The 23,262-nt window shown below is 66.5% G+C and carries 23 protein-coding genes and 2 pseudogenes; 11 read left to right on the forward strand and 14 right to left on the reverse strand.

Going from position 1 to position 23,262, the window contains the following annotated elements; all coding sequences use genetic code 11:
• The first annotated feature begins 19 nt into the window (after positions 1 to 19).
• The 5 genes from ACWEJ6_RS43275 to ACWEJ6_RS43295 all read left to right on the forward strand — a co-directional run bounded on the left by ACWEJ6_RS43275 (position 20) and on the right by ACWEJ6_RS43295 (position 3,669).
• Positions 20 to 598: a hypothetical protein gene (locus ACWEJ6_RS43275; RefSeq protein WP_452431327.1), complete on the forward strand. Its 579-nt coding sequence runs from the start codon at positions 20 to 22 to the stop codon at positions 596 to 598.
• Positions 535 to 1,455 (forward strand): hypothetical protein, encoded by a 921-nt coding sequence (locus ACWEJ6_RS43280; RefSeq protein ID WP_452431328.1) that lies wholly within the window; start codon positions 535 to 537, stop codon positions 1,453 to 1,455. Before ACWEJ6_RS43275 ends, ACWEJ6_RS43280 begins: the two co-directional genes overlap by 64 nt.
• A 207-nt stretch (positions 1,456 to 1,662) precedes the next feature.
• Positions 1,663 to 1,815, forward strand: a complete 153-nt coding sequence (locus tag ACWEJ6_RS43285) for a hypothetical protein (RefSeq protein WP_452431329.1) — start codon at positions 1,663 to 1,665, stop codon at positions 1,813 to 1,815.
• 653 nt (positions 1,816 to 2,468) lie between these two features.
• Positions 2,469 to 3,011, forward strand: coding sequence for a hypothetical protein (locus ACWEJ6_RS43290; protein ID WP_452431330.1), 543 nt, complete (start codon positions 2,469 to 2,471; stop codon positions 3,009 to 3,011).
• Positions 3,012 to 3,306: 295 nt separating this feature from the next.
• The gene (locus ACWEJ6_RS43295; protein ID WP_452431356.1) at positions 3,307 to 3,669 is read left to right on the forward strand and encodes a transposase; all 363 of its coding nucleotides are present in this window, start codon (positions 3,307 to 3,309) and stop codon (positions 3,667 to 3,669) included.
• 179 nt (positions 3,670 to 3,848) lie between these two features.
• Here the strand turns inward: ACWEJ6_RS43295 and ACWEJ6_RS43300 are convergent, their stop codons facing one another.
• The 3 genes from ACWEJ6_RS43300 to ACWEJ6_RS43310 all read right to left on the reverse strand — a co-directional run bounded on the left by ACWEJ6_RS43300 (position 3,849) and on the right by ACWEJ6_RS43310 (position 6,185).
• On the reverse strand, positions 3,849 to 4,262 hold the full coding sequence (locus tag ACWEJ6_RS43300; protein ID WP_452431331.1) for a hypothetical protein: 414 nt from the start codon (positions 4,260 to 4,262) through the stop codon (positions 3,849 to 3,851).
• Positions 4,263 to 4,608: 346 nt separating this feature from the next.
• Positions 4,609 to 5,340, reverse strand: coding sequence for an AAA family ATPase (locus tag ACWEJ6_RS43305; protein ID WP_452431332.1), 732 nt, complete (start codon positions 5,338 to 5,340; stop codon positions 4,609 to 4,611).
• Positions 5,340 to 6,185 (reverse strand): aminoglycoside phosphotransferase, encoded by an 846-nt coding sequence (locus tag ACWEJ6_RS43310; protein WP_452431333.1) that lies wholly within the window; start codon positions 6,183 to 6,185, stop codon positions 5,340 to 5,342. Before ACWEJ6_RS43310 ends, ACWEJ6_RS43305 begins: the two co-directional genes overlap by 1 nt.
• Positions 6,186 to 6,340: 155 nt before the next feature.
• Between ACWEJ6_RS43310 and ACWEJ6_RS43315 the strand changes: the two genes are divergently transcribed.
• The gene (locus ACWEJ6_RS43315; protein WP_452431334.1) at positions 6,341 to 6,565 is read left to right on the forward strand and encodes a hypothetical protein; all 225 of its coding nucleotides are present in this window, start codon (positions 6,341 to 6,343) and stop codon (positions 6,563 to 6,565) included.
• A gap of 131 nt (positions 6,566 to 6,696) precedes the next feature.
• Here the strand turns inward: ACWEJ6_RS43315 and ACWEJ6_RS43320 are convergent, their stop codons facing one another.
• Both ACWEJ6_RS43320 and ACWEJ6_RS43325 read right to left on the reverse strand, forming a co-directional pair.
• On the reverse strand, positions 6,697 to 6,939 hold the full coding sequence (locus ACWEJ6_RS43320) for a hypothetical protein (protein WP_452431335.1): 243 nt from the start codon (positions 6,937 to 6,939) through the stop codon (positions 6,697 to 6,699).
• A 1,184-nt stretch (positions 6,940 to 8,123) separates the two neighbouring features.
• Complete coding sequence (locus ACWEJ6_RS43325) at positions 8,124 to 8,429, reverse strand: hypothetical protein (protein WP_452431336.1); 306 nt, start codon at positions 8,427 to 8,429, stop codon at positions 8,124 to 8,126.
• 559 nt (positions 8,430 to 8,988) lie between these two features.
• Here ACWEJ6_RS43325 and ACWEJ6_RS43330 point away from each other — a divergent pair.
• Positions 8,989 to 9,156 (forward strand): hypothetical protein, encoded by a 168-nt coding sequence (locus ACWEJ6_RS43330; RefSeq protein WP_452431337.1) that lies wholly within the window; start codon positions 8,989 to 8,991, stop codon positions 9,154 to 9,156.
• The gene (locus ACWEJ6_RS43335) at positions 9,153 to 9,788 is read left to right on the forward strand and encodes a hypothetical protein (RefSeq protein WP_452431338.1); all 636 of its coding nucleotides are present in this window, start codon (positions 9,153 to 9,155) and stop codon (positions 9,786 to 9,788) included. The genes ACWEJ6_RS43330 and ACWEJ6_RS43335 overlap by 4 nt, the downstream gene beginning before the upstream one ends.
• A gap of 100 nt (positions 9,789 to 9,888) precedes the next feature.
• Here the strand turns inward: ACWEJ6_RS43335 and ACWEJ6_RS43340 are convergent, their stop codons facing one another.
• Positions 9,889 to 10,326, reverse strand: a complete 438-nt coding sequence (locus ACWEJ6_RS43340) for a hypothetical protein (protein ID WP_452431339.1) — start codon at positions 10,324 to 10,326, stop codon at positions 9,889 to 9,891.
• Between the two features lie 800 nt (positions 10,327 to 11,126).
• Entirely contained in the window at positions 11,127 to 12,137 is a 1,011-nt protein-coding gene (locus ACWEJ6_RS43345; protein WP_452431340.1) for a ParA family protein, read from the reverse strand.
• 1,063 nt (positions 12,138 to 13,200) lie between these two features.
• Between ACWEJ6_RS43345 and ACWEJ6_RS43350 the strand changes: the two are divergent.
• Positions 13,201 to 13,802: pseudogene (locus ACWEJ6_RS43350) on the forward strand (transposase); the annotation flags it as partial.
• Positions 13,803 to 14,276: 474 nt separating this feature from the next.
• Here ACWEJ6_RS43350 and ACWEJ6_RS43355 read toward each other — a convergent pair.
• A complete protein-coding gene (locus ACWEJ6_RS43355; protein ID WP_452431342.1) occupies positions 14,277 to 14,993 on the reverse strand; it encodes a hypothetical protein in 717 nt (238 codons plus the stop codon).
• 448 nt (positions 14,994 to 15,441) lie between these two features.
• Between ACWEJ6_RS43355 and ACWEJ6_RS43360 the strand changes: the two genes are divergently transcribed.
• The gene (locus ACWEJ6_RS43360) at positions 15,442 to 15,762 is read left to right on the forward strand and encodes a hypothetical protein (protein ID WP_452431343.1); all 321 of its coding nucleotides are present in this window, start codon (positions 15,442 to 15,444) and stop codon (positions 15,760 to 15,762) included.
• A 602-nt stretch (positions 15,763 to 16,364) separates the two neighbouring features.
• On the opposite strand, the gene ACWEJ6_RS43365 is transcribed toward ACWEJ6_RS43360, so the two are convergent.
• Positions 16,365 to 16,709 carry a transposase gene (locus ACWEJ6_RS43365; protein WP_452431344.1) on the reverse strand — a complete coding sequence of 115 codons (345 nt, stop codon included), beginning with the start codon at positions 16,707 to 16,709 and terminating at the stop codon, positions 16,365 to 16,367.
• 495 nt (positions 16,710 to 17,204) lie between these two features.
• Between ACWEJ6_RS43365 and ACWEJ6_RS43370 the strand changes: the two genes are divergently transcribed.
• The gene (locus ACWEJ6_RS43370) at positions 17,205 to 18,374 is read left to right on the forward strand and encodes an IS110 family transposase (RefSeq protein WP_452431345.1); all 1,170 of its coding nucleotides are present in this window, start codon (positions 17,205 to 17,207) and stop codon (positions 18,372 to 18,374) included.
• An 8-nt stretch (positions 18,375 to 18,382) separates the two neighbouring features.
• Here ACWEJ6_RS43370 and ACWEJ6_RS43375 read toward each other — a convergent pair.
• The 5 genes and pseudogenes from ACWEJ6_RS43375 to ACWEJ6_RS43395 all read right to left on the reverse strand — a co-directional run.
• Positions 18,383 to 18,733 (reverse strand): annotated as a pseudogene (locus ACWEJ6_RS43375) (IS982 family transposase); the annotation flags it as partial.
• Between the two features lie 222 nt (positions 18,734 to 18,955).
• Positions 18,956 to 19,483, reverse strand: coding sequence for a hypothetical protein (locus ACWEJ6_RS43380; RefSeq protein WP_452431346.1), 528 nt, complete (start codon positions 19,481 to 19,483; stop codon positions 18,956 to 18,958).
• 18 nt (positions 19,484 to 19,501) lie between these two features.
• A complete protein-coding gene (locus ACWEJ6_RS43385) occupies positions 19,502 to 20,518 on the reverse strand; it encodes a tyrosine-type recombinase/integrase (protein ID WP_452431347.1) in 1,017 nt (338 codons plus the stop codon).
• Between the two features lie 32 nt (positions 20,519 to 20,550).
• The gene (locus tag ACWEJ6_RS43390) at positions 20,551 to 21,033 is read right to left on the reverse strand and encodes an NUDIX domain-containing protein (protein ID WP_452431348.1); all 483 of its coding nucleotides are present in this window, start codon (positions 21,031 to 21,033) and stop codon (positions 20,551 to 20,553) included.
• A 9-nt stretch (positions 21,034 to 21,042) separates the two neighbouring features.
• Complete coding sequence (locus ACWEJ6_RS43395; protein WP_452431349.1) at positions 21,043 to 22,680, reverse strand: DegT/DnrJ/EryC1/StrS family aminotransferase; 1,638 nt, start codon at positions 22,678 to 22,680, stop codon at positions 21,043 to 21,045.
• Positions 22,681 to 23,262 lie beyond the last annotated feature (582 nt).

The raw sequence follows: 23,262 nt of genomic DNA on the forward strand, positions 1-23,262 counted from the left end.
ATCTTTAAGGGAGGTCCCCGTGACCACCGACACCGCTATCCCCCATGCCACCACGGCCTGGAGCACGACCTGGGGTGTGGTCGGCGGCCCGATCACGGCTGCCGTCATCGAGACCGGAGCGGCCGCCATCGCCGCCCGCCATCAGTTGCGGCTGCACCGTCCCGGCCCGCAGGCGCCCCTACAGCTGACCGACCCCGCCGGCGGGGTACTGCTCACCGTGCGCTGGCGGCCCGCCACCCCGACACGCCCCGACACTCTCGGCCATGTCCTGCCCGATCAGCCCTGTCTGCAGGTCCTCATCGACGCCCACCCAGCGGCCAGGCCGCGGCCGAGGACCTGCACACCGCTCCACGAGCGGACGCGCCGCTCCGACCTGGCCGAACTGCGCGAGATCACCGCATCCATGCCCCTGCTGACCCGCCACGCCACCCCCGACGCGAACCTGTCCGGCTGGGCGGTCATCGTCCGCGACCACTACGTGGAAAACACCCTCGCCCTCCTGCTGGCCATTCAGCGCTGCGGCGTCCCACCCCAGTGGATCTCGCACTGGCCAAGGGCGACCAGACCCACGACCGCGACCGCATCCACGCCACCCTGACCAGCCTGGGCAGAGCCAGCGGCGTGCTGGACAACACGGCGATCAACGGGCCACACACCCACGCCGCCGACCTGGCCCAGGCGCTGGCGGAGGTGGACGCCTTCATCGATGCCGCCTACCAGGCCGGACGACCGGTCCTGGTGATCGACGACGGCGGTCTGATCGCCCAAGGCTACGGTCGCCCGGACGCGCCCAGGCGCATCGACGCGGCGCTGGAGCTGACCGTCTCCGGCCTCAAACGCATCGCCGCCGCTGGACCATTGGCCATCCCGGCGGGCAACCTGGCCCGCTCCGCGGTCAAGACCCGACTCGGCTACCCCGAGATCGCCGACGCATACGTGCGCCGCCTGCGGGCGCTGCTGCCAGCTATCAAGACCATCGGCCGTTCGGTGCTCATGCTCGGCTACGGCACTCTCGGCTCGCGCCTCGCGGCCGCGCTGCACGCGCACGGCTGCCAACTCCACGTCGTCGACCCCGACCCGCTCGTGCTCATCGCCGCTACCGAGGCCGGGCACGCCACCTACCGCACCGCCGCCCACGCCCTGCGCGCCAGCCGCTCATCGTCGCCGGTACCACCGGCGACAGCGGCGCCCTCCCGGAAGAGGTCCTCGCGCTACTGCCCGACGGCGCCATCCTGGCGCCGTTCGCCACCGCCGACTTCGCCGTCCACCACCTACGACTGGTTCCGGTCGTCGAAAGCGGTTCCCGGAAATCCCCAACCGTCCGACTGGTTTGCCTTCAGCAACTTCTCCCAAAGGCCCGAAACGCCGCCGCGACCGCCAGCGCCATACGCCATCGAGTTGACGGGCAAGGAGGCAGCCACGAGGTATGTGAGTACTAAGATCTATCTGGGCTAGAAGGATGGCGAACGCTTGAAGGGTACGAGAGGGAAATCTTGGAGGAGGTTCCCGCGCCACTCGGAGCTGCTGACATTCCCGCGAAGAAGAATGGCGGATCGTCTGATGTCGGAACCGGTAACATACTTTGGGCTTCTGCTCACAGATGACACCCGGCAAAAACCCAGTGGACTAGCGCGGCGGCGCATTCTGGATGACGGTGGGATCGTGGACGAGACCTTCCAGAAAGACCTTCAGTGGCACACCGACACAGTGATCGGTGAATGGCGACGCGGCGAGTCGAGCGAGCAACTCGTCGAGATCAGCGAGGCTGAAGCCGAGCAGGTCATGCATCGGTTCCGAGAGATGTTCAAGGAGTAAAAGGAGCCGGAGCGGCACTCCAAGGATGGGGCGATGACTCACTCGTGGTCAGAGGGCAGACTGGTCTCGGTACCGATAGCGCAAAAGTAGTCCCAGAGTTGCTGAACCACATTTTCGCCCGCTCGGCACCTTGTCCTGAGACCGCGGAATAGAACCCGCCGGCTAGCGGCCGCTGACCGAGACGACCGGCGTCTTCCTTGCGCACCAGGCGGCCCAAGATAGCGGAGCTCGAATGAGGGCGCGAACCGATCCGGAGCGCCACCTACCCAAGGCATCCATCGGCGCCCGCACGGCCAAGCCGACCTCGACGCACTGTTCACCCGCCCGGACACCCAACTCGCAAGCGCCTCGACCGCCGAACCCGAACCGCTTAGCCTTTATGGCCGCAACGGAGGATTTCGCCTAGACAGAAGAGCTAACGCGATCGAAACACTGGAATTTTTCGCCGACAGAGACGACAAGAACAAGTTACGTTCCGTATGCCCTTCATCCTCCTTACCCGGCTCTCCCGAGCAGGACTGTTACCGCGTCCACCGGCCCGGCTCAGCCGCCGGAGATCCGGACCTCGCCGCAGGCCACCGGACTCATCTTCACCAGCCACCGCTCCTGACCTGCGGCAATAGAATAGAAGTGCTTCGTCTCAAGGAGAACGAATGAGCGACCGAGCCCTGTTAACAGCCGTACTAGCCACTCTTCTGATCGCGCCTGCATGCTCTCCTCCGCAGCAGGATCGGCGTCCATTGGGCAACGTAACCGCCGAGCCTCGCGAATGCGGCTTCATCTCCCGCGCCGCTATTGCTCGCGCCACGGGCCTGGATGACTTCTACACGGATGGCACGGAGTCGGTTTCATACTTCGGATATTGCCAGGTGACGGCATCAACGAGTGTGTCAGACCCTGTGCGAATGCTGATCGAGCTGCATAATCCCACGCCTACGCCCATCCAGAATCTGGAATACACCAAATCAATCGACGAAGGGATTTCACTGCCGAATGATCTAGGGCCCGGGTTCAGTGCTTTGATCAAGGATAAAGAAGGGGCCCCGGTGGGCGCCTATGTCCTCGCGTGGACGCCTGACGTAATCAAATTGCTGTCCATTAGGATCGAGCGAGGAGCTCCCGGCCGGGACGTTCGCGCCGACGCCATCGAATTCGCCCGACAGCTCCGGCCCCTCCTCCTTACTTCGACCTCCTGACAACTTCACGGCTCAGTAGAGATAAGACTATTACCGTGGGTCAAGAGCGGTGGCTGGTGGCGATGAGCCCTGTAGCCCGCGACGAGGCTTCGGCAACCGGCAGCCGGGCCCGGCTGGGCCGGTAGGCGCGATATCAATCCTGCCCAGACGAGCCGGGAAGGCTGTCGTCAAGAGTGCCCTGTCCTGCGGCGGCCGTTACTACCAGCGGTTCCTCGCCAACATCCAGGATGCGGATCCTGGCACCGCTCCCATCTTCTACATCACCGACAACTCATCCAGCCACAACAGCTAAGCCATCCTCACCGAGGATGAGACCACCCGACTCTCCCAGCTCAAGGACCACAACACCGTCCTGGCCCGCCTCGCCGAGCATGTCACCGCTTTCGCCCAGATGATGACTGGCCTCCCCTGCGCCCGGCACCTAGAAGTCTGGTTCACCGCAGTCGAGACTGACAGCCTGCCCGCCCTGCGCACTTTCGGCTGCGGCGTCGCCCGCGACCAAGACTCCGTCACCCACGGGCTGCCCCTACGTCACAGCAGCGGTGCCGTTGAGGGCAATGTGTGCCGCGTCAAGGCCCTCAAGCGGCAGATGGTCGGCCGCGCGAACCTCGACCTGCTCAGCCAAGCGGATTCTGCTGGCACGGCTCACTCACCGTGACCACATCACGATCTTTGTGCCAGAGCCATTCCCTCATGACCGCTCACAGTCCCGCCTTGTTGTCCGTAAGGCGATGGGCCGCGTCGGTTGGTGCCGAGATCACCAATTCACGGCCAAAGAGCGGATCTCGGTTTCGAGATCCGCTCCCCGCAAGATTGCCGACAGCGCGCCACGGAGCATCACAGCCGCCTGCCTGAAGATCCACTCGGAAGCCGCCACCTCATCACGCCCGCTCGGTCCACCAGCAGCACACCCGCGGGAAGTGCCCCGGCATCTTCGACAAGTCCCTCCAAAACCGCCGGAGCGAACTCCGCGGCGAGGCCCGCCGCGTACGGCCGCTTCCACAACATGCTCGGGCACGAGGCGGCTGCACGGTCTTCCGTGTAGGTGACCGTGAAGCGGGTGCTCTTGCCCGTACCAGATGTTAACTGTCCGCCCAGCAACGCGCGCGGAGCGTGCCCGCCGAAGCGGCGCAGCACCTCGACCCCCACTCGCGCCGAGGCGACGGAAGTCTGGCCCGCAGGACGACTCGCGGTCAGCGATGCCGTCGGGGTGTAGGCCCCTTCTGGCAGGTCCTCGGCGACGGCGATCATGCCGCCTCTCCCAACATTAATCAGGATCACGTCAGGGGCCCAATCCATTCATCCTCCGGTTCTCTATCGCCCAACGCCCAGGATTCAAGATCGACAAGTGGCGCCGCAGAACCCTCCATGATCAACTTTCCGCCCCGTCAGCGCCGGCCGCACTCACTACGTTCGCCCTCCGCGCGACTCAAGGCCATGTCGCCGGCCTGCCGCTCACCACCACGCGAAGGCCGTATCGCCAGGAAACGTCCCCAGCCTCACCAACCGAGCCCAAGTTCATCTGTCCGCACGTCCCCTCGACCGCCAGCTCCGAACTCCTGGGCAGGCCAGCCGACGAATGCCGTCCGTTCCCGTCTCAGTCCATGTCCAGCGCGTATCGCAGGTAGAAGTCCGGCCTGGCGAGGAACCGTCGCCAGTGGTCAACCAATTGAAGGCTCTCCCACCCTGCCGAATGAATGCCGTCCTCGCCCAGTTCGATGATCTGCGCACCCGGCAGGCTGGCGACAATCGGCGAATGGGTCGCGCAGATGATCTGCCCACCCTCTCCCGCGACGCGGTTCATGAGCGCGACCAAGCGTAGGCACGACTGGAACGACAGGGCCGCTTCAGGCTCATCCATCAGATACAGCCCCGGTCCCAGCACCATACGTTCGAGCACAGTGAAGAACCCTTCACCATGGGACTGCTCCGCGAGGTCGTCTTCCCAGAAGCCATGCATACCTGACACGCTCTGCCCAAGGTTGAACAGTGTCTCGGCGCGGAAGAAGAATCCGCGTCGCTTGGGGCGAGAGCCGTGCAGCAGCCGCAATCCCGTGGACGTGAGTTCGGCATCAAGGACCTCCCCGAGCGGTGTGAGGTCACTCGTCGAGGAGTACTTCGTCCCCGCCTTACCGCCTTCAGAGTTGATGCGGCACACATCGGCAATGGCCTCGACCACCGTTGACTTCCCTGACCCGTTCTCGCCCACCAGGAAGGTAACCGGACGAGTGAAGGTCAGCCCATGCTCGACGAGGTAGCGCACCGGAGGCAGGCCGCCAGACCAGCCGCCCGGCAGGCGTGAAGCCGTAAGCCGCGTCAACAGCACCATTACCTCCTCTCCGCCTCGTCCAGGAGCCGATGCGCGTGAGCCCGCACAGGGCGTCGCAGTTCACCGTAGTCATCCACACGATAGCCACGACTGAGGATGTGAGCTGCGGCGCTGAGCTGAGCGACAAGACCGGTGGGCGTGTCCAGCAGGTCGGCGAACACCTTGTGCACCTTGTCGGCTGTTTCCGGCACGAGGAGCGAGTGACAGTAGAGCAATGCCGCACCGTACCCAGCCGGGGCGGTCCCCCAGTACTCCCAATCCAAGATCCACAATCGTGGGCTGGTTAGATTGGCCCAGTGCAGATCAGTGTGCTCGGTGCGCAAGGTCGGGCTCGGCAGATCCAAGCGGCGCGCGTACAAGTCTTCAAGCCTGCCCACAACAGTGTCCGGGGCGTGTTCGCCCCGGTTGGTAGGGTGCGCGGCCAACCTGTCCAGCGCCGTCCGCAGATCTGCCCACCACGTGCCGGGAGCGGAGAAGGGCTGTAGCAGCTCAGACGTAGCAGAGCAGGGCTTATCTGGAACGTAGGTCATCAGTTCGGCGTAGATGCCGACCGGCGGTTCGTCCCACTCCATGCGCGCGAGGACTTCCGGCTTCGGCAAGCCCTGGATGTCGGCCGCGTCGAGGTTGCCCGTCCATGCCTCACACTGAGTCCAGTCTTGATGCTCAGCTGTGGCACGCAACCAGAATCGGCCGCCGCTGGAGGTGGCGGCCGATCCAATGGTGCGGTCGCGCCAGCCGAACACCACATCACCGGTGAGGGTTACGCCGAACCCCGTCGCCCCCTCACGGAGCACACGACGCAGGAACGCGCGCTGACCGCTCGACTCATGATGTTCGCTGGTCACGCAGACTTTTCCTGCCTGGTAGGACGGCACTGATTGGCTTACTGCTCCTGCTAGATTCGCACAGCCGCTTGTCCGGCCCACATGACCCGTAGGAGGGGCTACCGTCCGGACGCGGCCCGCAGAGGGTCTGGACTGCGGTGAGCAGGCCGGGCTACATGACGGGCCGCACCTTGAATCGCCTTCATCAGGCCCGCATTGCCTCCTACCTCGAAGGCTTTCCGCAGCCGGCGCGTGATCTCCCCGAGCTGCTGGCTCGTGCGGATATTGGCCAGAGGCTGCCAAATGTTGCCGATCGGGTGCAACCAGGGGAGTTCGCACGGCCACACCTTGCCTGTGGGCGAGATGGCGATCTGATGATTTCCGACCTGCCACAGAACTGATCGAGGCCCGGCCCGTTCTCCGGAACGCAGCGTCCGACCTCCCGAATGTCGTCGTAGCCGACATCGTCGTCCCGAGATCTTCGAGAACCGCGATTGCTTCCGCTGACTGCGCTGCCCTTCGAGTACGCCGATCACACCCACGGGAAGTGGAAGGCCGACTCACAAGCACGGACGATGTTCTTTGCGATGACCTTGTGGGAGGGACGTTTGGTGATCGCCTCGTGTTCGTCAGTCCGGTCCGGGTAATGGGAAGTCGCGATCCGGACGTCCGGCAGGCGGAAGGTCTCCCACATCGCCGGTGTGGCGTGGAGGAGATTGGTGTAGATCTCGACGTTCATCTCGCTGTCGAGCGCGTGCCGCACGAGTTCGGTCAACGCCGAGTGAAGCGACGGCTCGCCCCTCGATGGACCGGCCCATGGTCGCACCAGGATCCCGGGTCCGCGTGATGACCTGCCGCCAGTCGGCGATGGTCATGGTTCCGTGTGTTCCATCGGGCCCTGAGGGCGGAGCCTCCTGAGCGCCATGAGGGACTCAACGAAGCCGCCATGCGTGGCCATGCCGTGCGAGAACTGGTTGTGGAGACCGGTGTCGAACTCGCTGCCGAGGGACTACGTCTGGGGGCGCTACCCGCAGCGAGAACCGGAGCGCCGGCCTGACCTTCTCGCCCCGCCGCGACCGGCGGCGGTGCTGGGTGAGCGTTTGAGGCCGTGACTGCCGCCGGGCGGACCCTAGAGTGTCCCCCTAAGCTGGGACCGGATGGCCCTGGTACGCGCGCCGGCCGAACTCGCGGACCTGGACAGCCCACACGCGGACTACCTGCAGCCGATCGTCCGCTGGTACACAGAGATGTCGCCTCATCGAGGTGATGCCCGAGAACCGATGTAGCCGCGGCACCACTTGCGGGTGCTGATGAGGAGGTCTTGGGAGTGCGACAAGCTCGGGATGTCTACCTCAGGCCGTGGTTCGAAAGTGGTTGGGATAGCCGTGCTGGAGATGCGCCTCGGCAACGGCCACCAGATGGTGTCAGCGATCCGCCAATTGAGCCACTTCCTTCCCCGTTCCCGACAAGTGCTCTTCCGCCTGCTCGCGGGCGGCTGGGGCCAGGGTGGGCCGAAGGCCCATCGCAAAGCGACGCGAAGCGCCCTGGAGGCAGACGTTCGCGAGCAGTACCCTCCGGCACCGGGAACGGAGAAAGCCGCCTTGACCTGACCCTATTCCGTGATCCTCACCGTGGCTCAATTACCTGGAGGTGATCACGGTTTAGTGGCTCAATTCCGAGATCGCCGACAATGGAGGGTGACATTCCGACCGTGAGGGCCGGCGGGGCGTGTCGTTGCGGCGACATACTGCTGGCACGACACGGCGGCCATCGAGCGTTTCGTGGGTCTGTGCCGTGCGGGAGTACACCGCGGCGGCCAAGGCCCGGCTAAGCCCAGAACGGGCCTTGTCGCCGAGGCGGAAAGGCACGCGTCCCTGCTCGGCCTCGCCGATCGGCCAGGTGTGGACGTACATCTCTCACCCGGTGGGCCGCACCTCGCCACGGCCGTGACCACCCTCCTCAGCGAGTCACGCGCAGGGCCCACTCGACCGAGTCCGGGGCCTGGACTCGTACGGTCAGGGTCTTCCTCCGGCCCAGGTCGAGGCGGTTCATGATGGGGCTGATCACGTCGTCGAGGCAGGTGAAGGGCATGTCGATGCCTGGCTCCAGGATGATCTCCGCCTTGCCCTGTCCTCGGCAGCGGAACAGGACCCACAGCTCGTCCTTGCCGGAGGGGATGTCCCCCACGACCATGGACCCCTTCCTCGGCCCCGCCTTGAGGACGGTGGTGGTGCCCGCCTCCATGGCCGGCATGCGCAAGGTCATGTGTCCGGGCGATGGCGTGGCCGCCGGGGTCGCGGTGTGGGGGGTCGGCGGGGTGGCGTCTGACCGCCCCGACGCCGGACCGGTCGGAGGCGAAACTGCGCAGGCCGCCGCCAGGGCGAGAAGGCAGCAGGAACCTACGAGGGACGCCACCTGTCGGATCACCATGTCGAGATCACCTCTGCTTGACGTACCAGCCGACGCGCCAAGGAGTCCAGGCGGTCACGCTATCGGCCTTTGGGATCGAGCGACAGTAATTCACACCGACGAACGGCGAGCAAGCGATCACCCAGTATTGATGGGCAACGTCAGTTTCACGGGCCTCCGTGTAACGGCCCTACAACGGTGTAGAACGCCCTGCATGACGTGAGCCATTCGTCGAAATACCCTGCCCCTCCCGACCACGCCATCGCGCGGCGCCGTGCTTCGGTGCCGCCCTTCTGGTGTTACTCATCACCGGTCGGCGATTCTCGGGTTTCGGACGCCAGTTCTTCGTCGTCGCCGTGTGAGGGCACCCTGTGGGGATCATGCTCTGCGGCACGGCACCGCAGCCCTCGGGACGATGCTGCCGGTCTACGGCGTCTTCCGGCTGCACGGCGGCTCGCTCGCGGACCGCTGGCCGCCCAGGCCGATCATGCTGGCGGCCGACGTCGTGCGGACCTCAGCCGCTGGCCTGCTGCGCGTCCTGGCCTGGAACGGCGAGGACCGGTCGAAGGCTATCGCCGAATGAGGGACGAGGGCGGCTACCGCTGCCAGGACATCGCTACCCGTCTCGGCCGGAGCAAGTCGCACATCGTCAAGCGCGTCAAGCTGTTGAAGCTGCCTGCCATTACTCAGCAGCTGATTGTCTTCAAGGCGCTCGGGGTTGACACGGCACTTCTCTTTTCCGCCTCGGGTGATCAGGCCGAGCTCGTCGCACCGGCCTGGCAGATCACGCGGAAGGAAGGACTCAACGCCAAGGAAGCCGCGCGCCGCCTCCTGCTGGGTCTCGGTGGCGCGGTCGGCGTGGACGAGACGAAGGGCGTCAGGGACAGCGCTGCCGAGGGTTCGATTCCGGTTCCGGCGGAACCGGCACCCGCGGGGTCATCACTGGGTGATCCCAGCGCGCCGACAGAGGAATTGGTTCTGCCGGAACCGGTCTCTGCCGCAGCGGACCATGAATCTGAGAAGATCCCTCCCAGCCTGGAGGTACTCCAACACCGGGCCGCTGTGACGGCTTCCTCATCGAAGCCGGTACCTTCCCTCGGCGCGGCAACGTCACCGAGCCGTGCTTCGGACGATCCTGATCATGCGCGCGCCGCCGCTGCCCGTGACAAGAGCTGCCAGGAACTGGGTCGCCCAGTACCTCCCCGAAGCCAGTGACACCACATGATCCGCATCGCGGCCGCGGCCATCGACCACGTCAGCCGGCAGGGGGCCTCCAACGTTGAGGCCCCCTGCCCGTCGCTCATCCGCGCCGTGATCAGGATGAGACCGCTGCCTCATGCTCCAATCCGTCAAGAAACGCCTCGATGCACGCGTTGATGACGTGCCCGAGCATGCCTCTATGCGCGAGATCCAGGGACAGGTCGTCCTTCAGATCTTCCACCCATGCATTCACTTCCGATGTGAGATTGAACGTGTTGGACCTCGGCAGATCCTCGTGTGAGGTGCGAATTCTGAAGCTGTGCCCCATCTCGACGAGCACCTCGAGGGGCTGTCGACGAGCTTGTCGCAAGGCGGCATCGATGTAGTGACTGGGAGCTAGAGGAGGCCGCCGCCGACCGGCCGCCAACCGTCTCCTGTCCGCCACGGCTTGCTGGTTCAGCCGCGCTGCGAGCCCTGCGCTGAGGCGCACATTTCGGCCAACGTTGTCCACCGATGGATTGGCCGCGTCGCTGAAGCTTTGATAAAGACTCACGTAGTTGGGCGGCAGCTGCGCGAGGAGCGTCTTGATGGGAGCGGGAAGTTCAGCCGGGCGCGGTTGAAAGTAGCCAGAGGCCGCTCCGACGGGAGAACGGCGCCGCCGAGTAGATACCGCCCCTGCGATGCTTCCATCGAGCGGCTCCTCAGTGCCAGGTTGCACCCGACGCGTAGGCCGCTCAGGGTCGCGTGCCATCCCTGCGGCCTGGTCAGCGGAAGTCGGTGTGTTAGGTGCCGCCGCGGCTGGCTCCGATTCCGAAGAGCCGATCCTCGGGCCCGCCTCCATGGTCGCTGAGACGGTGGGGAGCGTGGCAGGCGCCGCCGGGGCATCAGTTGTCTTGCCGTGCTCTGGTGCTAGAACTGTCTCCTCTGAGCTCGGTGATGGCTCAGTAGACCTATCACTCCCCTCCCGGTGCTTCGGTTGCTGAAGATCTCTCTCTTTGGAGGTAGGGGTTTTTGCCACGGACGCATCGGCGTCATCGACCGGTATTCCTGTGGTACGGGTCTCGGATGCGGATGACCCGTCATTGTTTGGCGTGGAGCCTGACTTGGACGGAGCGGGGGGTGAGGAATGCGTCGGCGACGCTGCGGCCATGGAGGTCGCCCTTGCTTCGGCTGCCGTTGACGGCCCATGCGATATCGACTCGTCCGCTGGCGCCTTGTCGCTGTCAGCTCGCTGCTCAGGAGAAGGGGTGCTCGCAGTCCTCTGACCGCGACGCGCCCGTCTGGGTCCCAGAGCCGAGGCGAAGGCGCTCAGCTCATCAGCCTGAGGCAGCGGGTCCCTGTCTACAGGGGCGCTCATGCTGTTGCCTCCACATCATCCGGCTCATCGGCAGCGTTGAGTGCCTCCCGCACCTCGTTGATGGCTGTGAGGATCTCCATGGTGAGACTGCGGTAGTCCTGGGCCAGTTGCGCGGCGCTCTTCTGAAGGGACGGCTCAACATCCAGCGCAGCCGCCAGTTCCTCGGGCACCATGCCCAAAGTACGACATCTGACAGCAACGGCTTCAACGTGGCGAATCGCCGTCCCGAAGACGGGTGCGTTGCCGGCCAAGTCCTCCTGCAGTTGGTCCCGGATACCTTGCTTGACACGGGTCGCTGAGCTGTTCGTGGCGAACAGAACTACGCCCAGCAGGGCGAGGTCCGGGTTGTGCTCGCGAGCCTCCCGGAAGCGTCTTGCCACGAGACGCAAGCCCTTGCGTGATGAAGGGTCAGACTTTGAAGGGATGATTACCACGTCGGCGGCTACGAGAGCCTGCAACTGCAGAACTTTGGAGCCAGGGGCGACGTCGAGGACAATGAGGTCATAGTCCTCGTAGACCTGCTCGATAGCCGCGGCGTACATCCCAACCCAGGAATGATCCCCGCTGTGTCGCGAGAGTCGCCGCTGGCAGTAAAACTCCTCCGCAACGCTCTCCAGAAGTTCTCCGCCAGGTAGAACGTCCAGGTTCTTGCGCGGCGTGCCGGTCGGCTGGAGCTTAGCGCCTTCAAGGATCATTCGCGCCTGGGCCGCACCGTCGTCCGCAAGTTGCCTGTCAGCGACGAAGCCTAGGTCTTCGGCGTTGTTCCCCTGCTGGTCCAGCTCGATCAGCAGGGTGCGTAGCCCAGCGCGCGCGGCGGCTGCGGCGAACGCGGCTGCCATTGAGGACTTACCCACGCCTCCCTTGCCGTTAGCGAACGCGATGACCTTGATCCGCGCGTCTCCGTTCTTGATGTCCTGCTGCTTACGGTTCTCTCGCTGCTCTAGCCCCTCACGCGCCCAAGCTGTAGAGGTTAGTGCCAGCTCGGGCGCACTTGATGGCTGTGACATGTCACGTAGCCTTTCGTGTTTCGGTGCCGTGGGAATGATCCGCAGCCCCTGTCGTACCATAACCGGCGCCGCCCTTGCGGGAGAGAACCACATGAAGCGCGGTTCTGTGACAGAAAGCTTATGAAGTGCCGAACAAGTGAACGAGTCTGTAGCTGCTGACGTCGTAGCGCCCGTTCGATCTCCTCAGAGCGAGTGGCTCTCCTACTGATGCTTCGCGCATGTCAAACGCGATAGGCGGCAATGCGCAGGGTCATCAAACACTCGGCATTCATCACATGTATCTCGTGACCCAGTCCCGTTGAAGTTGCCATCTGTGGGCACGATGTGTGTGTTGCTGTAAGTGCGTTTGTGAAACCGCAGGTCAGGGCCACTTTTGAGTCTCGATGTCATCGAATCGAGACAGTGTCAACAGCTGTCCACACGAGGCATCGCACACGTCAGGGGAGTGCTCGGACGCGCTTCGGGGGCCGTGTAGTCCTAAACTCCCCCTCTGGGCGCCGACGCCCTACCGTCCACCAAAACTACCGCCGAGTAACGGCATTTGACCTGCCGAAACGCGCCTAAGGGCCGAACGCGACAGGGTCGGATAGGCGGTACCCGAAAGGGGGTACGCCGCTCTGAGGTGCCTTCTAGGGCCGTACAGGGGCTATCCGAGTCGGCAGCAAGATCCACAGGCCCCGTAGGGGAGCGAAGGGCCTCGAGTAAGTAGCATCAGGGACCCCATGGACCCCCCGCGACACTCTGCGGCCCCAAAGCTAACGCGGGCGACCAAAGGACAGGCTCTCGGATACCTCGTGGCATACGGGCCTGGCCTCTCTCGCAAGACCCGCCGATGTATATGGTCAACCTGGTCGATACCTGCAGAACCCACCCTCGCGAGGCGCGCCAACGCCGGAGCCTCTGGACCTACCGCGATGAAGGTGGCCTCTCGACGATCAAGCTACTCCCGGGCAGAGGGCACGGCCATCTAGAGAGGTGATTGCTTGATGGTTCCCTTCGCAGGGGGCGCCCTTCTCGCAGGAGGAGAGGCGACTGGATGCCAGCGACGCGCAGCCAGGACGACATGGGACCGCTGGCACCGATCGAGCGTAAGAACCGGCTGGCAGTTGGCGGAAGCGGCTGAGGACGCGGCTCCCCATGGGATGCTGCGCCTGTTGAACAGCGCCCGCTGAGATCCCCATCACGTGCGAGCTGACCTACGCGGATACATGACGAACCATCACGGCCCTCGTGATGACGTGCTGATCGTGGACGACACCGGCTTCCTGAATCGACCGGCGTGCGGCGTCAGTACTCCGGTTCGACGGGTCGGGTGTACAACGACCAGATGCGCGTGTTCCTGGTCTACGCCTCCCCGCTGGGCAGGGCACTGATCGACGCCGAGTTGTATCTGGCAAAGTCACGGATCGCACGCCTGCCGGGGTGACGGCCGATAAGGCCCACGGCATGGAGTCACGTGTCGGCACTTCCTGGAAGAACACCACATGAGCTATGTGGTCGCGGTGCCCAAGAACCAGACCGAGGCCATGGGGTGGGCGGAGATATCCGCGTCATTACCCTGACCGCCCAGGCGCCGTCCGAGGCGCCGTCCGAGGCGGCGCCCAGGGAGAGCGACTGCATGACTGGGCGCTGGCCGATGTGCGCTTCGAGGCCGAGCCCGGTTACCTGCCCAGGCCTCGTAGCGCCGGACTTGGTCCGGTCCAGGCCGGTCTCGTTCTTGGCGCTGTGGAAGCATTCCTCGATCGCCCAGCGGGTGCCGGCGATCGTGATGAGGTCTTCGGTGGTGCCGACAGGGGTATGGCACAGGCCAGTTCGAGTTCGCCTTTGGCGTTGGGGGCTGCGCCGGACCAGCTGCCAGCGCTGGTCGTTCGCGGCGGGTGACGGGCAAGGTAGGCGTGGGCGAGCGTGGCCAAGGTGATGTGGCAATCTAAAGGCACGAGCGGCCTGCTTCCCTCACGCCAGCCGAGATCCGCCGCCTGCTGGCACACCTGACCGCGACGGTCACCCCGGCCGCTCACGTAGGCGCTGTCCTGGTCACAACGCCGGCGCCACCACCTGACCCGCGCCCGAGTCAGCCACTACTGGAGACGGTGGCTTCGACATCACGAAATCACTCTGGAGTACTACCGAGCGTGTGACTCACATGGCGCCGAACCGAGCCTCGTGTTGTTGCTTGGCGAGTTGGGCCAAGCGCGGGAGTACGTCGCCGATCTGCTGACGGAAGCTGGCGTACCGTTCGTCGTCGAGCGCGTCCACGATCTCCTGAGCCCACCATCCGATCTCACGGAGGGTGGGGAAGCGCGCGGGAGTCAGTGGCCACTCCATCTCGCGTACCGCGCGACGCAACCCGATGAGGCTCTCCGCGAGCTCATCATCGATGAGATGGTCGTACCGGGCACGGAAGCCAACGAGTTCCGACGCGGTCTCCCACAGAGGCAGGGCATGACGGTCGTACCACTTCGCTTCAGCGGATGTGAGCTGAGGGCTGACGGTCGAGAGCCGGTGGGCGCGCTCTTCCCTTTCGCTCCTCGCCAGGCCCAGTTTGGCCGCGCGGTGCCGGAGGATCCGGTTCTCCACCGCCTGCCTCGTACGGACGTTCAGCGGAGGCGCCATCCTGATCATCGCGATCTGCTTCGCGCATCCCAGCTCGAGCAGGTCGTGTTCGAGCCGATCAGCCTCGTCAGGGACATGCGGCGTGTACCGGCGGATGTAGGCCAGCACCCATAGGGCGTCGATGACGTCGTTCGAGATCACCCAGTCCGGCACTCTCCGACAAGTCAGGACATGCCGAATCACCGCAACCGGCTGCTCCGCCGGAATCTCATGCAGCAACACGTCCAGATCGGGATCACGCACGCTCCGCCGACGCTCTACTATTTCTTCAAGAGCCCTCTGACCTGCGGATTTGCTGACTTGAGGTTCTGCGCGCTTAGGCATGTCAATAGTGTATTGACGTCTGTGATCATTGTGGGACGCGCTGACAGTTGAGACTCCCAGAGTGTCTGAGGCGCTTGCAGATGTCAGTACGGCGCCAGGGATGTCAGTAGAGATGGCAGTAGGCCATTGGAGATGTCAGTAGGCACGTGTATCGCAGGAGGTTCGGCCCGGGAGATGATGACGCTCTGGCCCCGGCGGCTGACGCTGGTCGTGGCACCGGCGTACGGCGAGTCCTTCACGTCGTGGGCCGATCGGATGGCCCTGCGGAACGGACCCCCCCGCCCTGGACGATCGCCGAGGCGTTAGGGCTGGATGTACAGACCTGGCCCCGCTTACGATCATCACCCGTGAGCAGCAGCGCACCTGGATGTCGCTGGTGCGCCACTTCGAGATCAACCTGATCCCGCTCGATCACCCGGCCGACGACCTGACCCTGCACCACCGGCGCTACCTGCACGAACACACCTCCGGCTACATCGGCTCGCTGGCCATGCCGTTCAAGGAGGCGGCACACACGGCGATGGACACCGGCATCGAAACGCTCACCCGCCACATCCTGGAAAGCGTGGTGCTCAGCCACCACGACGAGACCGACTACGCCAAGACCACAGCCCGCCGTCAAGCCACTGCCCGGCCCCGCACCAAGAGGACCGCGCCCGCTTCCGGCCAGGACGCGAGCACCGCATGATCCGGCCCGACGCCGACCTCGGGGAGCGGCAACCGGACCGGCCGCCGCCGCGCCGGCTGACTCTGGTGTGGCCGCCAGCCGACGGCGAGGCCTTCCGCTCTTGGTTCTTCCGCCTGGTCGAAGCGCAGCCAGAACGGCTAACACAACAGCGTGGTGATCCCGCCCAGGAAGTCCAGCGCCAGCAGGCGCTTGGCCTCCTCCAGACTCTGAACCCACCTGCGGCCCCATACTGACCACAAAGGCCAGCCCGGGCCGATGCCGTGGCCCTGTCCGCCGGGTGAACCGGCGCACCAGCTCGGCCCGACGCACCTCGAACGAGGTCATGTCACCGACGGGGCAGACCACCTCTGCGCTGCTGACCTGCCACGTGCCAGAACGTCCCGTGTTCGTGCTGGGAATCCGCCATCAGGCCAAGAAACGTCCATACGGGGCTGTAATTCACGCAGCTGGTCGAAGGGGGTTTCGAGGGTCCTGGCTACGAGTCGGCGATAAAAGTCTCTCAGCGGGCATTCTGGGGGCTCGATTTTCCGGTGATTGCCGAAGTCGGACCGGCCGACGAATCTCCGCCGGCTGAGGGGAGCGCCGGACGGCGGCTGGGACCGTTAGGGACCCTGTACGACGGCGCGTCGGCACTGGCGCTGGACGCCAGCCGACTTGTCGCCCTTCTTCGGGAACCCGATCTCATCCACGGTCAGTACGCCGTCGCGGCGGCCGAGCGCTCCATCACGCATCCGCGCAGGTCGGCGCGCACCTCGCGAGGGTTCCAGTGGGCGCTGTTCAACAGGCGCCGCATCCGATCCGGAGCCGCATCCCCGGCCGCCTCCGGCCAGCTGCCAGCTGCTTTTCCGCTCGATCGGTGCCAGCAGTCCCATCACATAGGCTCGCGCCTGCCTGCCCAGGACCCCGCGCGGGGGCGTGACCTCCGAGTTCGCGGTTCTGCCAGACATTCACAATCCAGGTGGCGATCTCGTGTTCCATCCGCTCGACGGTCAGCACCGCGTCTCCTATCAGATCCGCGGTCGGCGACATCGACGCCGGTGTAACCGAGTAGCCGCCCGAACAGCAGCGATCGGAACGCGCCGAAGGCCCGCTCGATGGTCTGCCTGTCCGTCGGCCGCAGCACCCTCGACGGCAGGAAGTTCGTCCCGATCACGCGCTGGACCTCCACTAGATCGCTGATGTGAATGTAGGTCCGTGGTCCCTACCGTTGTGACATCTGGGCTCGTAGCGTTCAGATGCCCCGGAGGGGTGAGTGTGGCTTTCAGTGGTCTGCCGTTCCCGTGGCTCCCTACGACTCGCCGCTCACCCCCTCATGCCGGACCCGGCCTCTGATTAAGAGTCGCGATCTGATCGCTGAGTAGGGACCTGACGGCGAGGTCGTCCGCGGGCTGGACAAGGGATCTGCTGGGGAGAGGCTTAAGTCGAGGCGAGCGTGGGCCGGGGTGGACATCGGCGGGGAACACCATCACGTGGCGGTGGTCGACGGAGACGGCACGCGGGTGTTCTCCCGTCGCGTTGCCAACGACGAAGCCACACCGTTGGCGACGATCGGGGACGTCCTGGGCCTGGCCGAGGACGTGACCTGGGCGATCGATCCGCACAGCAGCGAGTCGGTGCCGCTGTCGACGTTGCTGATCGATCATGGTCAGCAGGTCGTCTACGTGCCGGGCATCGTGGTCAACCGGGCGGCCGAAGGCTACCGCGGGGCGGACAAGACCGACGCCAAGGACGCCTTGATCATCGCTGATCAGGCTCGGACGCGCCGCGATCCGACCGTCCTGGACGGCGACGATGACGTGGTCGTCCAGCCGCGAACGCTGGTGGCTCGACGCAAGGATTTGGCCGCTGACCGCACCCGGGCGGTCAACCGGCCGCACGATCAGTCGCCGACTATCCGCCCCGCCCCGCGGCGCGTCCTGGACTTGACCACCAAGGGTCCGCTGACCTTGCTGACCGGCTTCCAGACCCCGGCTGAGCTACGCGCGATCGGCGTCGACGGCCTCACCGTCTGGCTCAAAGCCCGTAAGGTCCGCGACGCTGCCGCGCTGGCTGGCAAGGTCGTCGCGGCCGCGCGGTCTCAGCACGCCACCTTGCCCGCCGAGCGGACGGCCGCGCCGCTGGCCGCCCAGCTCGCCCAGGAGCTGATCACTCTCAACAAGCAGCTCAACGACCTCGACGCTCTCCTCGAGGACCGGTTCGGCCGCCATCCGTCCGCCGAGATAATCCGCGGCGTGCCCGGCATCGGCGTCCCGCTCGGCGCCGAGTTCATCGCCGCCACCGGCAAGATGAGCCGCTTCACCAGCGCCGACCAACTCGCCAGCCTCGCCGGCGTCACCCCGCGGCCCCGCGATTGCGGCCGCGTCAGCGGCAATCCGCACCGGTCCCAGCGAAACAACCGGGCCCCGCGGCGCGTCTTTTACACATCCGCGCTGCTCAGCATCCAGTCCTGCCCTGAGTCCCGACGCTTCTATGACCGCGAACGCGCCGAAGGCAAACGTCACGTTCAAGCCGTCCTCGCCCTCGCCCGCCGTCGCGTCAACGTTCTCTGGGCACTCCTGCGCGACAACCGCACCTACCAGCCCACGCCTCCTCTCGCCCGCGCTGCCGCTTGACAACCGGATTAAGAGTCGTAGGCGGTCAGGGACCGTTTCACGGGTGCGCCGGTGTTCCAGTTGTGCCAGATAGCGGCGTTGAGGGCGAGGATGCGTTGGCTGATGCGTGCCCAGAGGCCGTCTGGGTGGCGGGCGTTGTGGCGTTCGAGGCCGAGCTGGTTCTTCAGGGTCCAGATGATCGCCTCGACGCGCTGACGCGGCCAGCCGGGAAATGGCAGGGCAGGTGCGGGCTCGTCTTCGCGGGCCGGCCGGATCAGGAGATGGCCGAGATCGGCGGCGGCCTTCTCGATGCCGGCTCCGGCGAATCCCTTGTCGCACACGATCGGGCATGGCCCGTCGGCTATCTGGTGGACGTGTAGTTGAAGCACCTCGCGGATCTTGTCGCGGTCGGCCTGGGGCCTGGGGTGGCGGCTCAGCCAGTTGGGCCAGCCGTCCGGGCGGGGCGGGGTGGTGGAGTGCGGCGTGAGCTGGGCCAGTGATGCGGGCGCCTGGGCGGTGGCGTGGTCGTCGTTTTCCATGGTCAGCTTGCGTCGGATGGGGACGGCGGGTCGTGCGGCGGACGAGAGTGAGTTGTTGAGGGGCTACCAGCCGCCGGAGTCGCCGCCGTAGTGCGCGTGCAGGATGCGGGCGGTGTCGGCGGCCATCCGGGCGGCTCGCCGTATGGTCGGCGTCAGGCTTTCGTTGTTCGGCAGTGGGGCGAGCGCGTCCCGCAGGACCGCCGCGAGCGCGATCATCGCCGCGGCGATGCGGTCGACGTCGTCGGGGCTGGCGTCGAGCAGCTCCCCTTCGCCGTTGCGCAGCAGGGCGGCCAGGTCGGCGCGCCGGGTGCCCTGGGCGTAGCGGTGCCGCAGTTGCTCGCCGAGCACCTCGGTCAGCAGGGTGACGGTGCGCTCGCAGTAGTCGTCGCTGACGGCGAAGGCGTCGCGGCGCGGGATCGCGTACTGGTCCAGCAGGCCACTGACAAAGCCGGCGAGCACGAAGCCGCGGCAGGCATGCGCGAGGGTGACCGGAGCGGGCTGGTCGCCTGGCTCGGTGGCGGCGCTGATGTCGGCGGCGAGCGCCGTCAGGCGGGCGGCCAGCGGCTCGGCGGGGGCGTGCGGGTCGGTCATCGGCGAAATCCTTGCCGGTCAGCGGTCTACGGTGAGGTGGCGCGGGGCGTGCTGTTTGTCCTCCTCGGTGGGCTGGCTGTAGACGCGCAGCGTGTCCAGGCGGGCGTGGGCGGCCATCTCCGCGACAGTGACGAGGTCCTCACCGCCGCGGATCAGCTGGGTCACGAAGGTATGCCGGCCGACGTGGGCGGTGGTCGGGTCTTCCAGCCAGGCGGCGTTGGCGATCGCGGTGAAGACGTCTGAGGCGGCGCGGGCCGACAGGCGTGCGCCGCGTCGGTTGAGGAACAGTGCCCGCTGGGTGGCGGCGCCGGGCCAGGAGCGGCGCGCGTCCAGCCAGTGGGTCAGGTGCCGGTGCGGCTGGGGGTGAATGGGCACCTGGCGGATCTTGCCGCCCTTGCCGTAGACGATCAGCACGCTCTTGCGGGCTGAGAGGCGCGCGTCGGGTACGTTCAGGGCGACGGCGTCGCCGATGCGCGGCCCGGCGTGGAAGGGCAGCCGGGGCAGGGCGCGGTCGCGGGGGTGCGGCCAGCCGTCGATGGCGCGCGGCCAACGGATCTGGGCCGGGGCGTTCATCGCCTTGGGCGCGGTCTTGGGGGTGTCTTCGCGGCCGATGTTGGCCTTGCCCAGGCCACGCCGGACGTGGAGGTCGTCCAGCGCGGTCAGGGCGTTGTTGACGTAGCGCACCGAGCGTTTGGAGTCGGCCTCGCGCGGCGGGCAGGGGCGGTAGTCACGTACCGCCCAGTCCCGGGCGCGGCGATCGGTGCGCGGATCGCCGTTCACGGTGGCGGGCCGCTCGGCGAGCCAGGCCAGGTACACGCGCACGCGCGAGGTGTAGGTGCGGCGGGTGTCGGCGGCCAGCGGCACCCGCTCCAGCGCGGCGCTGTAGTCGGTGAGCGTCTGCTGGTAGGCGGTGGACAGCGGGGTGGGGCGGGCGCTGTGCCGCTTCGGCTGAGCCGCGTCCGCCGACGGCCCCGTGTTCTCGGAAGTTGTTCCGGGGGGTTGTGATCCGTCCTGGACCGGGTTCTCGGAGATCACCACCGGAGTGTACTTCCGAGAAGGCGTCGTTCTCAGAAGTTCGCGCGAACGGGGCCGCCGCCGCTTCCGGGGGTGTATCGGAGCCAGGCGTGGATGGTCTGCGCCGACTCGGGGGTCAGGTCGCTGTCGTGCGCGGCGGCGGGGTCGATCCAGCGGCAGGCGGTGTGCTCGCCGGACAGGGTGATGGCACGGTCGGGGGCGGGGACGGCGAAGGTGAGCTGGCGGGCGGCGCGGCCGGAGCCGCTGGTGTAATCGAAGCTGGCGGCGAAGCCGGGCTCGATGGTCAGCGGGTGGCGCCAGCCGATCTCCTCGGCCAGCTCGCGTCTGAGCGCCTGCAGGAGGTCCTCGCCGGGTTCGACGCCGCCGGAGGGGAGTTCTTCGATGCCGCCCATGAAGTCGTTGGTGGCGCGGCGCAGGATGAGGACCTGGCCGCCGAAGTGCACGACGGCGCCGACCACGAGTTTGTCGATCCGGTCGCGGTCGGCGTCGTCGATGAGCTGCTGCAGGTGGGTCACCTGGCCAGCCTATTGCTGGCCAGGCCGGTCAGGGCGTTGTTGAGAGCGTTGGTGATGGTCGCGGTGTGGGCGCGGCCGACGTCGTCGTCGCTGACGGGGAGGGTCACGCGTACGGCGCAGGCGGCCAGGTGGTCGCTCGATGGGGAAGCCGGTTTGGAGGTTGGTCGTCTCGTACGTGGTGACCGGCGACAGCGGCGTGGTGAAGGCCGGGTAGGTGTGCAGAGGCCGCATCGCATCGCACGTCTCCAATGCCTGGCACCGTGCGAGGGCGAGGGCCTGGAGCAGGTCGTCGCGGGTGAAACCGGCGCGGGCGGGGTCGATGATGAAGACGAAGGCGTAGAAAGTGGCGGTGGGGCGAGGGCCGGTCGGGGTGAGAATGGCGACGCCAGGCTGGCCGGCCAGGATCTCCTCCAGCGGCAGGGCGTGATGCTGGCGGTCGGCCAGCCAGTCATCAAGGCGTTTGAGGTAGACCGCGGCCATGGCCAATCCGAGCGGGTGGGCGCGGTACTTGAGGCCGAGCCCGGCCTCGGCGTCGCGATACAGCTCCACGTCGGGGCGGATCTCTGCCAGGGCGCGCTTGTTGTAGTGCGCGAGCAGGGTCGCCCGTTCATAGAGGTCGCGGTGCGGCGTGGTGAGGATGCCGCCCTCGCCAGCGGTGATGGTCTTGTTGCCCTGCAGGCTCCAGCGGGCGGCGTCGGCGAGTTCGCCGACGGATAGACGCTCTCGCATCGCGCCGTGGGCGTGTGAGCGGTCCTCGATCAGGGCTAGGCCGCGCTCGTCGCACCAGCTCCGTGCGGCGTGCGTGGATTGCGGGTGGCCCCCATGTGGGTGATGACCACCGCGCGAGTGGCCGGGGTGGACCAGGTCGGCGGCGCGCTCCAGATCGAGGGCGCCGTCGGGGGTGACGTCGGCCAGTACCGGGACCACGCCGAGCTGCGGCGGCGGGGTGGCGGTGGTGAAGAGGGTGTAGTCCCGCGCCCTCGCCTCGTCTGCCGGGCTGCGGTCGAGGGCGTAGTAGGCCGTGTGCAGGGCGGCGGCGCCGGAGGAGGTGAGCAGGGCCTGCCGGGCGTGGTGGCGGGCGGCGAGGGTGTCCTCGACGCGGGCGATGATCCCGGATCGGTGGTAGATGGAGGTGGTGACCTCCATCTGAGCCAGGATCGCGGCGCGCACCTCGTCGTCGATCGGCGGCCGGGACAGGTGGGTCATGAGGCCTCCTTTAGCGTGGGGTGGGCGGCCGCGACGGCGGGTACCGGGAACGAGGCGGTGCAGGCTGGCGTGGGCGGCCTCCAGCAGAGCCACCGCGCCCAGCCCGATCTCAGCCTCGGCCACGGTGGTGGCCGGGTCGTGCGGGGCGCGGGCGTCGTGGCGCGGCATCGCCGCCTTGGCGTCGTCGTTGGCATCGGCGGCGATGGTGTGGGTCAGGCCGACGTGTTCGCTGACCTCGATGCGAGCCTGGTGGCCAATGATGGTGATGCCGCCGTGCTCGCCGACCAGGTCCACCTCATCGGCCCAGTTGTCGCAGCGCGACAGCTCGACGCTGCCGCGGCAGCCACCGAAGTGGGTGAGGAGTGCGTGGGCGCGCTCTTCGACCCGCACCCGCGATCGGCGCGCGGGCGGATCTGCCACCTGGGCGTAGACGGTGGCCACGTCAGGAGCCGCGGCACGCCAACGAGATCACCGCTTCTCGCCCGCGGGCTCGCCCCTGATCGTCTGGTGCTGCGACTCGACTCCAGGCAGCGGTGTTCACTAGTGAACAGAGCGTCGCGGGGCATGAAAGGCCGGTCCTGCCCTTCGCTGGAAAGCCGTCCACCACAACCCCTGCGGGCCCGCGCCTTGGAAGTCCACTTTCACGACATGGTCCCCTCAGCCCAAAGCCGCCAGCGCCATCGGCTGGCTCGTCTCCAAGCCGCGCATCTACCTGTGCCCACGCGTCCTGGTTCTGGACGAGATGGGCTACCTGCCCCTCACCCGCGATAAGGGCAACCAGGCCTTCCGAACGAGTGTTCGATCTCGTGGACCAGTGACAAAGCCTTCAGCGAGGGCGGCCAGAGGCAGATCTTCGGAGATGAGGTGCTAGGCACTGCCATCCTTGGCGACCCGCTCCACCGCCAACGGATGGGTCCTCGATGTCGCCACGCCCGAGTGGCCCATCGACAGAGTCGCGAGATCCGCGCAGCAGGCTCCCCAACAGGTCGCGCTCTGATCGTCGCCCCCAGCTACGCCCTGACT

This window comes from Nonomuraea sp. NPDC004702 (assembly GCF_053601695.1).

Excerpts from the sequence above, each read along its gene's own strand:
- ACWEJ6_RS43290 (WP_452431330.1), top strand. The coding sequence starts at position 2,469 with ATGAGCGACCGAGCCCTGTTAACAGCCGTACTAGCCACTCTTCTGATC.
- ACWEJ6_RS43300 (WP_452431331.1), bottom strand. The coding sequence starts at position 4,262 with ATGATCGCCGTCGCCGAGGACCTGCCAGAAGGGGCCTACACCCCGACG.
- ACWEJ6_RS43305 (WP_452431332.1), bottom strand. The coding sequence starts at position 5,340 with ATGGTGCTGTTGACGCGGCTTACGGCTTCACGCCTGCCGGGCGGCTGG.
- ACWEJ6_RS43315 (WP_452431334.1), top strand. The coding sequence starts at position 6,341 with ATGACGGGCCGCACCTTGAATCGCCTTCATCAGGCCCGCATTGCCTCC.
- ACWEJ6_RS43325 (WP_452431336.1), bottom strand. The coding sequence starts at position 8,429 with ATGACCTTGCGCATGCCGGCCATGGAGGCGGGCACCACCACCGTCCTC.
- ACWEJ6_RS43330 (WP_452431337.1), top strand. The coding sequence starts at position 8,989 with ATGCTGCCGGTCTACGGCGTCTTCCGGCTGCACGGCGGCTCGCTCGCG.
- ACWEJ6_RS43335 (WP_452431338.1), top strand. The coding sequence starts at position 9,153 with ATGAGGGACGAGGGCGGCTACCGCTGCCAGGACATCGCTACCCGTCTC.
- ACWEJ6_RS43345 (WP_452431340.1), bottom strand. The coding sequence starts at position 12,137 with ATGTCACAGCCATCAAGTGCGCCCGAGCTGGCACTAACCTCTACAGCT.
- ACWEJ6_RS43360 (WP_452431343.1), top strand. The coding sequence starts at position 15,442 with ATGTCGCTGGTGCGCCACTTCGAGATCAACCTGATCCCGCTCGATCAC.
- ACWEJ6_RS43365 (WP_452431344.1), bottom strand. The coding sequence starts at position 16,709 with ATGTCTGGCAGAACCGCGAACTCGGAGGTCACGCCCCCGCGCGGGGTC.
- ACWEJ6_RS43380 (WP_452431346.1), bottom strand. The coding sequence starts at position 19,483 with ATGACCGACCCGCACGCCCCCGCCGAGCCGCTGGCCGCCCGCCTGACG.